We start from the raw sequence: 14,403 nt of genomic DNA, 5'->3' as shown, positions 1-14,403 counted from the left end.
AGCGGGCGTGCGGTGCCGGAGCGGCAGGAGGCGCATACGGTGCTCCTCGAACAGGAAGCGATCTTCATTGACGCCGGTGGACCGGGGTGCCAACCTCGGGGCGTGCAGGTGACGATTCGAGAGGTAGCGAAGGCGGCGGGGGTCTCCCCGTCCACGGTGTCCCGGGCGCTGGCGTCCGGCGGAACGGTGAGTCCGGTGACGCGCGAACGTGTACGGGCCACCGCCGACCGGCTCGGCTACCAGCCGAACCCCGCGGCGCGCGGCCTGATCACCGGACGCAGCGGCCACCTGGGACTGATCGTCCCGGATTTGCTCAACCCCTTCTTCGCGGACATCTGCAAAGGTGTGCAGGCCCGCGCCCGGGGCCTCGGCCACGCGGTGTTCGTGAGCGACGCCGAGCGCGACGAGGGCCTGGAACTGGACGCGATCCGCACCCTCGCACCGCAGGTGGACGGCATCCTGCTGTGCTCGCCGCACCTCAGCGGCGAGGAACTGCGGTCCCTGCACGAACTGACCGACAAGCCCATCGTGCTGCTGCATCGCAAGGAGCCCGGCTTCGCGAGTGTGACGGCCGACCTGCTGGAGGGGATGAGCGACGCGCTGACCCATCTGCACGCGCTGGGCCACCGCAGGATCGCCTATGTGGGCGGCCCGCGCAGCACCTGGGCGGCGGGGGAGCGGGCGGCCGGAATCGAGGCCATGGCCGAGTCCGGCAAGGTCGAGATCGTCCATGTGGGCAGCGTGGCCCCCCATTTCGACGGCGGGATCACCGGCGCGGCGGATGTCGTCCTCGCCAGCGGGGCGAGCGCGGTGGTGGCCTTCAACGACATCGTCGCGTTCGGCCTGATCAGCCGGTTCACCGCGCGCGGGGTCCGGGTGCCGGATGAGATGAGCGTCGTCGGCTGCGACGACATCGCCCTGGCGGGAATGGCCGCCCCGCCGCTCACCACCGTCCACGTACCGAAGGCGCACGGCGCGCGGGCCGCCGTCGACCTGCTGTTCCGCACCCTGGGGACACCCGCCGTCGAAGGGGCGGAACCCCTGCAACGGGTCCTGCCCACACACCTGGTGGTACGGGGATCGACCGCCGCGATCGAGCGCTGAGGCCGGACTCCGCGACAGGTACCGAGGTGTCCGGGGCCCGGACGGGGCCGTGGGACAGCGGGTGGCGGACATCGCGGTCCTTCGCTCGGCGGGTCTGGGGAGAGCGGAAGCACGTCTGCAAACGTTCCCACTCTGTCTCGAACTGGCCCGGAAGTTACGCGCGTCGGCAGAGTTCCGTCAATGCCGAGTACCGAATCACCTGCTGAAAGTTGGAGGCCGCGCACACGCGTGGGGTGGCCTCATGGGCACGTCGCGTCTCTTGCCCGCTCGCCGGGCCGCGTGCAACCGTTGCCGCCGTCATCCGCCCCCGGCGTGGAGGAGAACACCGAACACAACACCGCGCGATGCCACGCAACGGTACACACCACCTCGCCGAACGGAGACCGTATGTCCCCCGACACCGCACGCCGCCGCTGCGCCGTGGTGGGCCTGGGAGCCCGTGCCCAGCTCTTCACCGAGGCCCTGACCGGACCGTACGCGGACCGGATCGATCTGGTCGGCTTCTGTGACGTCAACGCCCACCGCATGGCCGTCCACAACGAATGGATCGCGGCCTCCGGCGACGGACGGCCGGCCGTACCGGCCTACGGCGCCGGGGAGTTCGAGGAGATGCTGCGCCGCGAACGCGTCGACCTCGTCGTCGTGTGCACCGTGGACCGCACCCATGATCACTACATTGTGCGGGCCCTGGAGGCGGGCTGCGACGTGGTGACCGAGAAGCCGATGACCACGGACGCCGAGCGGGCCCGCCGCATCCTGGACGCCCGGCGACGTACGGGACGCCAGGTGCGCGTGGCCTTCAACTACCGCTACAACCCGGTGCACGCCGCCGTACGCGAGACCCTCGCCGCCGGCCGGATCGGCGAGGTCGGCTCGGTGCACTTCGAGTGGCTGCTCGATCTGCGGCACGGCGCCGACTACTTCCGCCGCTGGCACCGCGACAAGGCCAACTCCGGCGGGCTGATGGTGCACAAGGCCACCCACCACTTCGACCTGGTCAACTGGTGGCTGGACTCCGAGCCGGAGACGGTGTTCGCACAGGGCGGGCGCTTCTTCTACGGTGACGAGGCGGGCCGGCGCCGTGGCCTCGCCCGCGACTACGCCCGCGCGCACGGCTCCCCGGCGGCGGCCGACGACCCGTTCGCCGTACACCTGGCGGACTCCCCGGTGCTCAGCGCGCTGTACCTGGACGCCGAGGCCGAGGACGGCTACCACCGCGACCAGAACGTGTTCGGCCCAGGGGTGACGATCGAGGACGACATGGCCGTACTGGTGCGGTATGTCTCCGGCGCCACGCTCACGTACCACCTCACCGCGTACGCGCCCTGGGAGGGGTACCGGATCTCCTTCAACGGCAGTGAGGGACGGCTGGAGTTGCTGGTCGAGGAGTCGACATGGGCCCGGCCCCGGATCCGTACGCACGGCGCGAGCGCGGTGATGCACGGCGCGGCCGTCGGCGACGAGGCGGGGCGTACGGAACTGCTGCTGCGCCGGTTCTGGGAAGAGCCGCGCGAGGTGAGGGTCGCGACCGGCGAGGGCGGGCACGGCGGCGGGGACGTGCGCATGCTGGAGGACCTCTTCGGGCAGCGGGAACCGGGCGGGGCGGACGCCCTGGGACGCGCGGCGGACGCGACCGACGGCGCCCGGTCCCTCGTCACGGGCCTGGCCGCGAACCAGTCGTTCGTGACCGGCCTTCCGGTGCGCGCCCAGGACCTGCTGGACATCTGAGACAACCGGCGCACCTCCGGCAGGCCCGGCTGCCTGCCGGACGCGGCCCGACCGTCGTCCGATCCATGTCGTGCCGCACGACCCATTGACGCCCTCCGCCGCCTCTCCTTATGTTGCCGTTCGAAGTCCTGACCATCGTCCGGTATTTCGAACGAGGAGCCGCAGAGACTCATGCCACGCACACGCTGGAGACCGGCGCTCATGGCCGTGGCGCTCCTGGTGACGGCCAACGCGCTTCAGGCGCCCGCGAACGCCACGGAGGGCACCGCCGGCCGTACCCGCGCCGCCGACCCCGCCCCCACCACCGACTACGGCCTCACCGTCGACACGAGCCGCACGGGTCCGGCGATCGACGACACGATGTACGGCGTCTTCTACGAGGACATCAACCGCGCCGCGGACGGTGGCCTGTACGCCGAGCTCGTCCAGAACCGGTCGTTCGAGTACAGCACCGCCGACAACGCCTCCTACACGCCGATGACCGCGTGGACACCCACCGGGACGGGTACGGCCGCGGCCGTCGGTGACGCCGGGCGTCTCGGCGAGCGCAACCGCACTTACCTGCGCCTGGACCTCGACGGGACGGACGCCGGGACCGGCGTCGTCAACTCCGGCTACAGCACCGGCATCGCCGTGGCGAAGGGGAAACGCTACGACTTCTCCGTCTGGGCGCGCACCGACCGGGCGGCCGGGACGCCGCTCACGGTCGCCCTGCGCTCCGCCGACGGCACCGCGCTCGCGAGTCCGTCGCGCGTCACCGCACGCGGCGACCGGTGGACCAAGTACACCGGCACACTCACGGCCACGGCCACCGACTCCGCGGGGCGCCTCGCCGTCACCGCGGGCGGCACCGGCACGGTACGGCTCGACATGGTCTCCCTCTTTCCCGGGGACACGTACAAGGGGCGCGCGAACGGCCTGCGCAAGGACCTCGCCGAGAAGATCGCCGCGCTGCGGCCCGGTTTTCTCCGCTTCCCCGGCGGCTGCCTCGTCAACACCGGCAGCCACGAGGGGTACGACGAAGCCTCCGGATGGCAGCGCAAGCGCTCCTACCAGTGGAAAGACACCGTGGGCCCGGTCGAGCAGCGCGCGACCAACGCGAACTTCTGGGGCTACAACCAGAGTTACGGCCTGGGCTACTACGAGTACTTCCAGTACGCCGAGGACATCGGCGCGATGGCCCTGCCCGTCGTGCCCGCGCTGGTCACCGGATGCGGACAGAACAAGGCGACCGACGATCCCGCCCTGCTGAAGCGCCACATCCAGGACACCCTCGATCTCATCGAGTTCGCCAACGGGCCCGCCACCTCGACCTGGGGCAGGAAGCGGGCGGAGATGGGCCACCCCCGGCCGTTCGGCCTCACCCATGTGGAGGTGGGCAACGAGGAGAACCTCCCCGACGCGTTCTTCGAGCGCTTCACCCAGTTCAGGAAGGCGATCGAGGCCGCCCACCCGGACATCACCGTGATCTCCAACTCCGGCCCCGACGACAGCGGTCCGACCTTCGACCGGGCCTGGCAGCTCAACCGCGAGGCCGACGTGGCGATGGTGGACGAGCACTACTACAACAGCCCCCAGTGGTTCCTGGAGAACAACGAGCGCTACGACTCCTACGACCGCTCGGGGCCGAAGGTGTTCCTCGGTGAGTACGCCTCGCAGGACAACCGGTTCCGCAACGCGCTCGCCGAGGCGGCGTTCATGACCGGGCTGGAACGCAACGCCGACGTGGTGAAGCTCGCCTCGTACGCCCCGCTCCTCGCCCACACCGGCTCCGTGCAGTGGCGGCCCGACATGATCTGGTTCGACAACACACGTTCCTGGGGCTCGGCGAGCTACGAGACGCAGAAGCTGTTCATGACGAACACCGGCGACCGTGTCGTCCCCAGCACCGCGACCGCCACCCCGGCACCCTCGGCCCCGATCTCGGGCGCGATCGGCCTCTCCACCTGGGCGACGAGCGCCGCCTACGACGATGTACGGGTCACCGGAGCCGACGGAACACCGCTGCTCACCGAGGACTTCTCGGCCGGCGACAGCCGGTGGACGAAGGCGGCGGGTGCCGGCGCCTGGACGGTTCAGGACGGCCAGTACGTCCAGTCCGACGCCGCCGCCGAGAACACCCTGGTCACCGCAGGCGATCCGGCCTGGCAGGACTACGACCTGCGGGTGAAGGCCACCAAGCGGTCCGGCAAGGAAGGGTTCCTGGTCGCCTTCGGGGTCAAGGACACCGGCAACTTCTACTGGTGGAACCTGGGTGGCTGGAACAACACGCAGTCCGCCGTCGAGAAGTCGGTCGGCGGCGCCAAGCAGACCATGATCTCCGACGGTACGAAGATCGAGACCGGCCGCGCCTACGACCTTCGCGTCGAGGTCCGGGGCCGCCAGGTCACCCTCTACGTCGACGGTACGAAGTGGGGAAGCTTCACCGACGACAAGATCGCCGAACCCTTCCGCCAGGTCGTCACCCGCGACAAGAACGACCTGATCGTCAAGGTGGTCAACGCGCAGGACGCGGCGGCCCGCACCAGGATCGACCTGGGCCGGTCCGCGAGCGTCGCACCGACCGCGCGGCTGACGACCCTCAGCGGCGCCCCGGACGCGGTGAACACCGCCGACGACCGGCCGATCACACCCGTGACCTCGACCGTGACGGGCATCGGCGCCACCTTCACCCACACCTTCCCGCCGCATTCGATCACCTTCATGCGGCTCAGGGCCCGATGAGGGAATCGGTCATGTCACGTGCGGGGACCGGTAGTTCACCTCGCGGGGACCGGAAGCCCACCTTGCGGGGACCGGAAGTTCACCACACCATCCGACAGGAGCCGCGCCCATGCACACTGATTCCTCCGATGCGCCGCGTACGAGTCCGGCCACCAGACGCGCGGTGCTGGCGGGAGCCGCCGCCGTGGGCCTGACCGCCGCCGCGGCGGGGACGGCCCGAGCCGCGTCCGGCGGCGGCAGGACACCGACGCGGGAATCGTTCGGCAAGCTCCCCGACGGCACCAAGGTGTACCGCTGGACACTGGAGAACGGCGGCACCCGCCTGAGAGTGCTGAGCTACGGAGGCATCGTCCAGTCGCTGGAGATACCGGACCGTCACGGCCGGTACGCCAATGTCTCACTGGGTTTCGACAACATCGACGACTACCTCAAGGCCACCACCTTCTTCGGCGCGCTGATCGGCCGGTACGGGAACAGGATCGCCGGGGGCCGTTTCACCCTCGACGGCCGCACCTACCAACTCCCCCTGAACGACGGGGTGAACAGCCTGCACGGCGGAACGAAGGGATTCGACCGGAGAGTCTGGGACGTGGAGCCCTTCACCGGCTCCACGGGCGTGGGCATCGTCCTGCGCTACATCAGCGGGGACGGCGAGATGGGCTATCCCGGCACCCTACGGGTGACGGTGACGTACACCCTCACACCACGGGGGACCTGGCGCATCGGCTACGCGGCGACCACGGACAAGGCAACGGTCGTCAACCTCACCAACCACACCTACTTCAACCTCGCGGGGGAGGGCAGCGGTGATGTGTACGGTCACGAGCTGACCCTTGACGCGTCCCGCTACACCCCCGTCGACACCACCCTGATCCCGACCGGGGAACTGGCCGCGGTGGCCCGGACACCCTTCGACTTCCGGCCCGGCAAACGCGTCGGCCGGGACATCCGCACCGGCCACCCGCAACTGCTGCGCGCCCAGGGCTTCGATCACAACTGGGTGCTCGACAAGGGAGTCACGGCCGAACCCCGGCACGCCGCGACACTCCGCGACCCCGGCTCGGGGCGCACGCTGAGGATCGCCACGACCGAACCCGGCGTGCAGTTCTACTCGGGCAACTTCCTCGTCGGCACCCTGGCCGGCACCTCGGGCCGGATCTACCGGCAGGGCGACGGCCTGTGCCTGGAGACCCAGCACTTCCCGGACTCCCCGAACCAGCCGTCGTTCCCGTCCACGGTGCTGCGCCCGGGGGAGACGTACCGGTCGACGACGGAACACTCCTTCCACGCCTGAGCACCCGAGGGGCGACCTGTCGAGTGACGGGGCAGGGGGCCGCCACGGTGCTGCCGGCCTCCTGCCCGCACGTCGCCCGTACGGCCCACGCCGTGTCGCGCGCAGCATCGGTCGGCCGGTCGGGGAGGACGGCGGTCGCCCGCGGCCCATGCCTCTCCGGCACGGCCACCCGCGTAGGCTCCGCCGGAAGGTGGTCGTGGCGTGAACGCGAAGGTGGTTGTGGAGTGAGGCTGACAATTCTCGGCGGTGGCGGATTCCGGGTGCCGCTGGTGTACGGAGCACTGCTCGGCGACCATGCGGAGGGCCGCGTCACCCACGTCACCCTCCACGACCTGGACACCGCCAGGCTCACGGCCGTCGCCCGCGTCCTGGCCGAACAGGCCGCTTCCGTCCCCGACGCACCGGCCGTCTCCGTCACCACCGACCTGGACGAGGCGCTCCGCGGCGCCGACTTCGTCTTCTCCGCGATCCGCGTCGGTGGCCTCGAAGGCCGCGCCGCCGACGAGCGGGTCGCGCTGGACCTGGGGGTCCTGGGCCAGGAGACGGTCGGCGCGGGCGGTATCGCGTACGGACTGCGCACGGTCCCCGTCGCCGTCGACATCGCGCGACGCGTCGCCCGGCTCGCCCCCGACGCCTGGGTCATCAACTTCACCAACCCGGCGGGCCTGGTCACCGAAGCCATGTCCCGCCACCTCGGAGACCGCGTCATCGGCATCTGCGACTCGCCCGTGGGGATGGGCCGGCGCGTCGCGCGCCTCCTCGGCGCCGACCCGGACGAGGCGCGGATCGACTACGTCGGCCTCAACCACCTCGGCTGGCTGCGCGGCCTGTACGTCGCGGGACGCGACGAACTCCCGCGCCTGCTCGCCGACACCGAGGCCCTCGCCTCCTTCGAGGAGGGCAGGCTGTTCGGCCCCGAGTGGCTCCGGTCCCTCGGCTCGATCCCCAACGAGTACCTGCACTACTACTACTTCAACCGGGAAGCCGTACGCGCCTACCAGGAGGCGGAACAGACCCGCGGCGCGTTCCTCCGCGACCAACAGGCCCGTTTCTACGAGGAGATGGAGCGCCCCGGCGCTCCCGCCCTCATGACCTGGGACCGTACCCGCGCCGAACGCGAGGCCACCTACATGGCGGAGAACCGCGAGGCGGCGGGCGTCGGCGAGCGCGACGCCAGTGACCTGGAGTCCGGCGGCTACGAGAAGGTCGCCCTCTCCCTGATGCGCGCCATCGCCCGCGACGAACGCGCCACGCTCATCCTCAACGTCCGCAACCGCACCACGCTGCGGGTCCTGGACGAGGAAGCCGTCATCGAGGTGCCCTGCCTCGTGGACGCGAACGGCGCCCGCCCGCTGTCCGTGGCGCCCCTGCCGGACCATGCCACCGGGCTGGTGTGCGCGGTCAAGGCCGTCGAGCGTGAGGTCCTGTCCGCCGCCGAGAGCGGCTCGCGCGCCACCGCGGCCAAGGCATTCGCACTGCACCCCCTGGTGGACTCCGTGACCGTCGCCCGCAACCTCGTGGACGGCTACACGAGCGTGCACCCCGGCCTCGCGTACCTGAGCCGATAGGGACCTGCGCCCCGCTCCGGAGGCGGCCGATTCAGCCATCTTGATCTTCGTCGTCAGTGTGCCCTCCAGGGCCGGAACACGGCGGAAGGACAGCGGGGAAGCCCTGAACCGGCCCGTGCGGAGCTGACTGTTCCTGTTGTGTCGAAGCCGTGTGCATTGCGGTGGATGCTGGCTGGTCCTGGAGGTTGGTTTCATCTTTCTGTCTTTTCTGTTGTTACGCTCACGCACCTCGCTGATGGTTGTGGGTGGGACGGTCGGCGGGGGAGTGGACGGCAGACAAGGAGTGGCTTCGTGGGCAGGGTCGTCGACGATGCCATCGCCGCCGAGTTCCATGAGTTCTTCGAGCGGTACTACGCGGAACTGTCGCGGCTGGCCTACCTGTTGACGGGTGACGCCGATACGGCCGACGACCTGGCCTCGGATGCCCTGCTCGCGTTGTGGCACCGCTGGGACCGGGTCCGGGCCGCCGACCACCCGGTCGCGTACGCCCGTGGAGTGGTGGCGAATCTGGCGCGCTCCCAGATCCGCAGCGCGGTGCGGGAGCGGCGCCGGGTCTCCCTGTTCTGGTCGCAGCGCGGTGAGCGGTTCGACGACCCGGACGTGCCGGCCGTAGTCGATGTCCGGGCGGCGTTACGGCGGCTGCCGTTCCGTAAGCGCGCCTGCGTGGTGCTGCGTTACGCCCTGGACATCTCCGAACGGGATACTGCGCTCACCCTGGGTATATCCGTGGGCACCGTGAAGAGCCAGTCGTCCCGGGGGATGGCGGAACTGGAACGGCTGCTGGGGCCCGGCACCACAACGGAAGGCGTACGTGCGACGGTTGCTTCGGAACGTGCGGAGGGGAGGAGCTGATGGACGACCTGCACAGGCGGCTGGAAGAGGCGGCACAGGCACACCGTCCGGACCGTGAGCGGATGCTGGCGCGGATCGAACGCGGCATGGCGGGTCCGGAGCAGGACCCCGGCCGTCTGCGGGCTCCCCGTCCGGCCCCGTGGCTGCGGGTGGTCGCGGTGACGGCCGCGGGAGTCGCCACACTGGGCGTGGGCGTCTTCGCCTACGGCGCCGTCACGGGCGGCACCGACACATCGGGGACCGTGGCGACCACTCCGGGACCGGCGAGTCCGCCGGTCGCCCCGGCTCCGGGCCCCTCGGACTCCGGCCGCCCGGTGGAGCCCGCGCCGAGCCGTACCCCGCGACCGACGGATACGCCCGACGCGGAGCGTACGAACGGCCCGTCCACCACGCCCACACCGGACGGCACGCCCGACCCGGCCGGCACCCCCGGCGCCAGGACCCCGGGCGCCGAGGACGGGTATCTCTGGTCGGACGGTTCGCTCGACCCCAACAGCAATGACTACTGGGCGCAGAGCAATATCACGATCAAGGCGGAACAGCCGCTGAACTCGCTGACGGTGGAACTGCGCGTCGCACAGACCGGCGGGGTCAAGGACACCGGCTCCTGGCGGTCGCTGCCCGTCGAGGACTTCGTCGTCTCGGCGCGGATGGAGGACGGGGACCTGGTCTTCCGGTGGACACTGAAGGACGGCGTGGTGGTGCCGGCGGGCGAACATGTCTTCGCGGGACAGTACGACCACGCCGAAGGCGGGCGGGACGCCGGGGACGACAGGTACTCCGCGGTGGCGACGAGCTCGGGCCGGACCGCTGACGTCGGAGGGGACTTCGCCCCGGCCCGGTGAGGGGATCGATCCCGTCACCGGGCCGGGGCACTCCGCCCGAGGAGCGCTCTACCGGCCGTGCGTGCCGGTCAGTTGCCGGTGAGCGGCTCTTCGGCGAGGCGCAGGAGCGTACCGGCGGTGAGAGCGGTCCGGTCGGGCATGTCGCCCGTGACGATGTGCTCGTGCCGGGCGTGTGCTCCGTCGCCGGTGGCGCCCATGCCGCACAGGACCGGGCGGCCCAGGGCGGAGACGAAGTTCGCGTCGCTGCCGCCGCCGACGAACAGTTCCGCCAGGGGGCCCCGGATGTGGGTGGCGACGCTGTCCGCGAGCGCGAACAGCTTGCGGCTGCCTGCACCGGGCTGCATGGGAGGCCGGTTCCAGCCGCCGCCGAGCGTGACGGTGACCCGGGTGTCGGTGGCGGCCAGGCCGGCCAGCACCTGGTCCATGCGCCGGATCTCGTCCTGACTGGCGACGCGGATGTCGACGAGGCCGTGCGCCTCGCCCGCGATGACGTTACGGGCCGTACCGCCGCTGATCCGGCCGACGTTGACGGTGGTGCCCTGTTCCGGGTCGGCGGCGGCGACCAGTTGCTGGATGACGTCGGCCAGCGCGTGGATGGCGCTGGCGCCCTTGGCCGGGTCGAGACCGGCGTGGGCCTCGGTACCGGTCACGGTGAGGGTGAAGATGCCGACGCCCTTGCGGCCCGCCTTGATGCCCCACGCGCCGCCCGGCTCCAGGACCAGGGTGGCCACGGCGTCCTCCGTCGCCCGTTCGATGTGCGGGCGGGAGATGACGCTGCCGGTCTCCTCGTCGCCGTTGAAGACGAAGCGTACGGTGGGCCGGGGCAGGCCGAGTTCACGCAGGGCGCGCAGCGCCCACATGCCCTGGGCCAGGCCCGCCTTCATGTCGAAGGCGCCCGGACCCGACGCGTGGCCGTCGGTGACGGTGAACGGCCAGGCGTCGAGGGTTCCGGCCGGCCAGACGGTGTCGTAGTGGCCGACGACGGTGACGACGGGGCCCGAAGGGGTGGTGCCGGTGTATTCGGCCTCGATGACGTCGCCGAGTTCCGGGTCACGGTGGCGTACGGTGCGGTCCGGCGTGCCCAGCCGGTCGGCGAGCAGCTCCAGGAGGAGATCGGCGGTGGAGTCGAGAAGTGCCTTGTCGTCACTGGGCGACTCCTGCTCGACCAGCCGGCGCAGGTCGGCGAGGCAGGCCTGCTCGTGGTCCGCCTCACGGCACCAGGCCGCGATACGGGACAGCGCGGGGCCGTCGGCCGGGGACAACGGTACGGACAGGGGCGTGGGTTCGGGTGCGGGTGCGGACATGTTCTCTGGGTGCCTCCGTGTTTCTCCGGGCGGTCCGGGTGGTCCCGGACCGAGTCGGTGGTGAGCGCCGGTCGGCGCGTCAGGGGGTCGGTGATCCGGGGCCGAAGGGCAGGCCGACGGAGTACCAGGCGAGGAAGAGCACGGTCCACACGATCAGCATCGCGATGGAGACCGGCAGCGTCAGGGACATCAGGGTGCCGATGCCCGCGGTGGGCCGGTAGCGGCGGACGAAGCCGAGACAGAGGACGAAGTACGGGCTCATCGGGGTGATGGGGTTCGTACAGGAGTCGGCGATCCGGTACAGCGCCCAGGTGGTCTCGGGCGCGACATGCAGCAGCATCATCATGGGCACGAACACCGGCCCGATCAGCGCCCACATGGCGGATCCGCTGGTGAGGAGCAGGTTCATCACACTGACGACGAGGATGACACCGACGAAGATCAGAGTGATCGGCACACCGGAGGAGTCCAGCAGCTCCGCTCCGCTGATGGCCACGACCTCGCCGATCGAGGTCCACTTGAAGTAGGCGAGGAACTGCGAGATCGCGAAGAACAGCACCAGGATCGGGGTCAGTTCGCGCAGTCCCAGGGCCATCATCTCGGGGACGTCCTTGGCGCCGCGGATGACTCCCACCGCCCGGCCGTAGGCGACTCCGGTCGCGAAGAAGATCAGCGAGAGGAAGACGGCGATGTTGTGCACGAGCGGCGAGTCGATGATGGCGCCGTGCTCACCGCGCAGCGGGGACCCGGCGGGCACGGCCGCGACCGCGATGGCGGCGATCAGCGCCAGAGCGATGAAGCCGGCGCTCCGCAGCCCGCGCCGCTCGGCGTCCGACAGCGACAGATCGGGGAGTTCCTCACCGGGCTCGGCGGCTTCCTCCCCGTCGTCGGCCGCCATCATCGCGACCCGTCGCTTCAGCAGGGTCTCGGCGACCACGGTGATGACCAGCGCCAGGACGAGGGAGGAGACCAGCGAGAAGAAGTAGTTGGCCACCGGGGTGACCGTGTAATGAGGGTCGATGGTGTGCGCCGCGGCCGTGGTCAGCGCGGCCAGCGTGGCGTCCGAGGGGGTGACCAGCGGGCTGGCGGCATGTCCCCCGGAGACCGAGACGAAGGCGACCACCGCGCCCAGCACGGGATTCCGCCCGACCGAGCGGTAGGCGATCGCGCCGAGCGGGATCATGACCACGAACGCCGCGTCCGAGGCGATGTGGGCGAGCATCCCGGTGAGCGCGATCATGTAGGTGACGGCCTTGACCGGTACCTTCGCCAGCGCCGCCCGCAGCATGGCAGTGAGCAGTCCGGCCTTGTCCGCGACCGATACGCCGAGCATGACGACGAGGACGACCCCGAGGGGCGGGAACGTCGCGTAGTTGTCGATCAGGTCGTCGAGCATCATCGTGACGCCGGCGTCCGAGACCAGGCTCTTCACCGCCACGGTCGCGCCGTCGGTGGGCGACTCGGCGGACACGCCCATGGCGTGCAGGCCCCAGCTCAGGACGATCAGGACTCCGCTGAGTATCACGAAGAGCCAGAACGGGTGTGGGAGTCTGTTGCCCACGCGTTCGATGCCGCCCAGCAGCCGTAGCGTCAGCGCCACGGATGCCGCAGGACGGTCCACCGTCGTTGTCTTGGTCACTACATCGGTCCTTCCCAGCAGCGGCGCTGCGGCGTATTGATCCGCAATGAGACGTCAGGATGAATGATTGTGTCAATGAGTAGCGCCACCGCGGTCATTTCATCCGCGTAACTTCTTGATGATGGGAAGGGTTAGGATCGGGCCATGGCCTCGCCCACCGTCACTACGCGCCGGTCGTCGGCACGCCCGGAGGAACGGCTCCTGGATGACGTCGATCTTGACCTGGTCGCCGCTCTCCAGGTCGCGCCGCGCACCCCGGTCAATGCCCTCGCCGACGTGCTGGACAGCTCACCGAGCACCATCGCCCGCCGCCTCTCACGGCTGCGCGACGACCGACTGCTGCGGGTGGTCGGCCGGGTGGACTGGCCACTGATCACCACGGAGAACCCGCGCCAGGTGTGGATCAAGTGCGCCCCCGGACGCTCCGAGGAGGTCGCGCGGCGCATCCTGGAGCTGCCCGAGGTGCAGACACTGCTGCTGACGACCGGCAGCGCCGACATCTACTGCAGCGTCTACCCGCTGCTCGGCACCGACATCTTCGATCTGCTGACCAACCGCCTGCCCGCCATAGAGGGCATCGTCTCCACCGAGTCCCAACTGGTCCTGCGCGCACACACCATGGGCCAGAGCTGGCGGCTGCACCGGCTCACCGACGAGCAGACCGGCCACCTGCGCGAGCACGCCGTCCAGGTCACCAGGGACCGGCTGACCTCCCCCGGCCAGCTGTCGGACCTGGAGGAACGCACCCTGGACCTGATGGTGGCCAACGGCCGGATCCCGGCCGCCGACATCGCCCGCGAGCTGGGCGTCAGCCGCTCGACGGCCTACCGCACCTCGCAGTCGCTCCTGGAATGCGGCGCTCTGGTGCCCCGAGTGGAGATCGAACCCACGCTCCTGGGGTTCCCGCTCAACGCCCTGATGGCCCTGACCGTGCTCCCGCAGGCGATCCCCGGACTCCTCGACACCCTGGGCGGCCACCCCTCCGCCCGCCATGTGTCGATGGTGGCCGGCTCCGCCTCGGTCATCCACTACGGAGTCTTCCGCGACGAGGAGGACCTGGCCCACTTCATCACCACGGACCTCGGCGCCTTTCCCGCCGTCACCACGGTCAATACATGCGTGGGCGTCCGGGTGCTGCGCCGCCACTGGACGGCCCGCGACGGCGTCCGCCTCGGCGAACGGGTCGACGCCCCGCCGTCCCGCCCGGCTCCCTAGTGCCCCTCCCGGCAACGTTTGCCCCGTCGCGACGCCCGGCACGCGCGCTCGCCGCGTTGGCCGAAAGCCCAGGTAGCTCCGCTACAAGGGCTTCCGGCCGCCTTGCGATCACACGCACCGGACGCCGCTC

The 14,403-nt window shown here is 70.5% G+C and carries 10 protein-coding genes; 8 read left to right on the top strand and 2 right to left on the bottom strand.

Going from position 1 to position 14,403, the window contains the following annotated elements:
• Nucleotides 1-102 precede the first annotated feature (102 nt).
• From ACIQD6_RS08600 to ACIQD6_RS08570, 7 genes are all read left to right on the top strand, one after another.
• Nucleotides 103-1,104 carry a LacI family DNA-binding transcriptional regulator gene (locus ACIQD6_RS08600; protein WP_401879856.1) on the top strand — a complete coding sequence of 334 codons (1,002 nt, stop codon included), beginning with the start codon at nucleotides 103-105 and terminating at the stop codon, nucleotides 1,102-1,104.
• 387 nt (nucleotides 1,105-1,491) lie between these two features.
• Nucleotides 1,492-2,832, top strand: a complete 1,341-nt coding sequence (locus ACIQD6_RS08595) for a Gfo/Idh/MocA family protein (protein ID WP_401879854.1) — start codon at nucleotides 1,492-1,494, stop codon at nucleotides 2,830-2,832.
• Nucleotides 2,833-3,003: 171 nt separating this feature from the next.
• Nucleotides 3,004-5,556 carry an alpha-L-arabinofuranosidase C-terminal domain-containing protein gene (locus ACIQD6_RS08590; RefSeq protein ID WP_401879851.1) on the top strand — a complete coding sequence of 851 codons (2,553 nt, stop codon included), beginning with the start codon at nucleotides 3,004-3,006 and terminating at the stop codon, nucleotides 5,554-5,556.
• Nucleotides 5,557-5,665: 109 nt separating this feature from the next.
• The gene (locus tag ACIQD6_RS08585) at nucleotides 5,666-6,850 is read left to right on the top strand and encodes an aldose epimerase family protein (protein WP_401879848.1); all 1,185 of its coding nucleotides are present in this window, start codon (nucleotides 5,666-5,668) and stop codon (nucleotides 6,848-6,850) included.
• A gap of 224 nt (nucleotides 6,851-7,074) precedes the next feature.
• Nucleotides 7,075-8,418, top strand: coding sequence for a 6-phospho-beta-glucosidase (locus tag ACIQD6_RS08580; protein WP_401879845.1), 1,344 nt, complete (start codon nucleotides 7,075-7,077; stop codon nucleotides 8,416-8,418).
• Between the two features lie 291 nt (nucleotides 8,419-8,709).
• Nucleotides 8,710-9,270, top strand: coding sequence for a SigE family RNA polymerase sigma factor (locus tag ACIQD6_RS08575; protein WP_401879842.1), 561 nt, complete (start codon nucleotides 8,710-8,712; stop codon nucleotides 9,268-9,270).
• Entirely contained in the window at nucleotides 9,270-10,115 is an 846-nt protein-coding gene (locus tag ACIQD6_RS08570; RefSeq protein ID WP_401879839.1) for a hypothetical protein, read from the top strand. The genes ACIQD6_RS08575 and ACIQD6_RS08570 overlap by 1 nt, the downstream gene beginning before the upstream one ends.
• 68 nt (nucleotides 10,116-10,183) lie before the next feature.
• Here ACIQD6_RS08570 and ACIQD6_RS08565 read toward each other — a convergent pair whose 3' ends face one another.
• A complete protein-coding gene (locus ACIQD6_RS08565; protein WP_401879836.1) occupies nucleotides 10,184-11,419 on the bottom strand; it encodes a M20 family metallopeptidase in 1,236 nt (411 codons plus the stop codon).
• Nucleotides 11,420-11,498: 79 nt separating this feature from the next.
• Nucleotides 11,499-13,058, bottom strand: coding sequence for an AbgT family transporter (locus ACIQD6_RS08560; protein ID WP_401879833.1), 1,560 nt, complete (start codon nucleotides 13,056-13,058; stop codon nucleotides 11,499-11,501).
• 144 nt (nucleotides 13,059-13,202) lie between these two features.
• Here ACIQD6_RS08560 and ACIQD6_RS08555 point away from each other — a divergent pair, with 144 nt between their 5' ends.
• Nucleotides 13,203-14,273, top strand: a complete 1,071-nt coding sequence (locus tag ACIQD6_RS08555) for an AsnC family transcriptional regulator (RefSeq protein WP_401879830.1) — start codon at nucleotides 13,203-13,205, stop codon at nucleotides 14,271-14,273.
• Nucleotides 14,274-14,403: the final 130 nt, after the last annotated feature.

Origin of the sequence: Streptomyces sp. NPDC088400 (assembly GCF_044753355.1) — a bacterium.
GTDB lineage: Bacteria > Actinomycetota > Actinomycetes > Streptomycetales > Streptomycetaceae > Streptomyces.
The sequence above is the reverse complement of the archived record's forward strand: the minus strand, read 5'-3'. Positions and strand labels throughout refer to the sequence as shown.

Excerpts from the sequence above, each read along its gene's own strand:
- ACIQD6_RS08595 (WP_401879854.1), top strand. The coding sequence starts at position 1,492 with ATGTCCCCCGACACCGCACGCCGCCGCTGCGCCGTGGTGGGCCTGGGA.
- ACIQD6_RS08590 (WP_401879851.1), top strand. The coding sequence starts at position 3,004 with ATGCCACGCACACGCTGGAGACCGGCGCTCATGGCCGTGGCGCTCCTG.
- ACIQD6_RS08585 (WP_401879848.1), top strand. The coding sequence starts at position 5,666 with ATGCACACTGATTCCTCCGATGCGCCGCGTACGAGTCCGGCCACCAGA.
- ACIQD6_RS08570 (WP_401879839.1), top strand. The coding sequence starts at position 9,270 with ATGGACGACCTGCACAGGCGGCTGGAAGAGGCGGCACAGGCACACCGT.
- ACIQD6_RS08565 (WP_401879836.1), bottom strand. The coding sequence starts at position 11,419 with ATGTCCGCACCCGCACCCGAACCCACGCCCCTGTCCGTACCGTTGTCC.
- ACIQD6_RS08555 (WP_401879830.1), top strand. The coding sequence starts at position 13,203 with ATGGCCTCGCCCACCGTCACTACGCGCCGGTCGTCGGCACGCCCGGAG.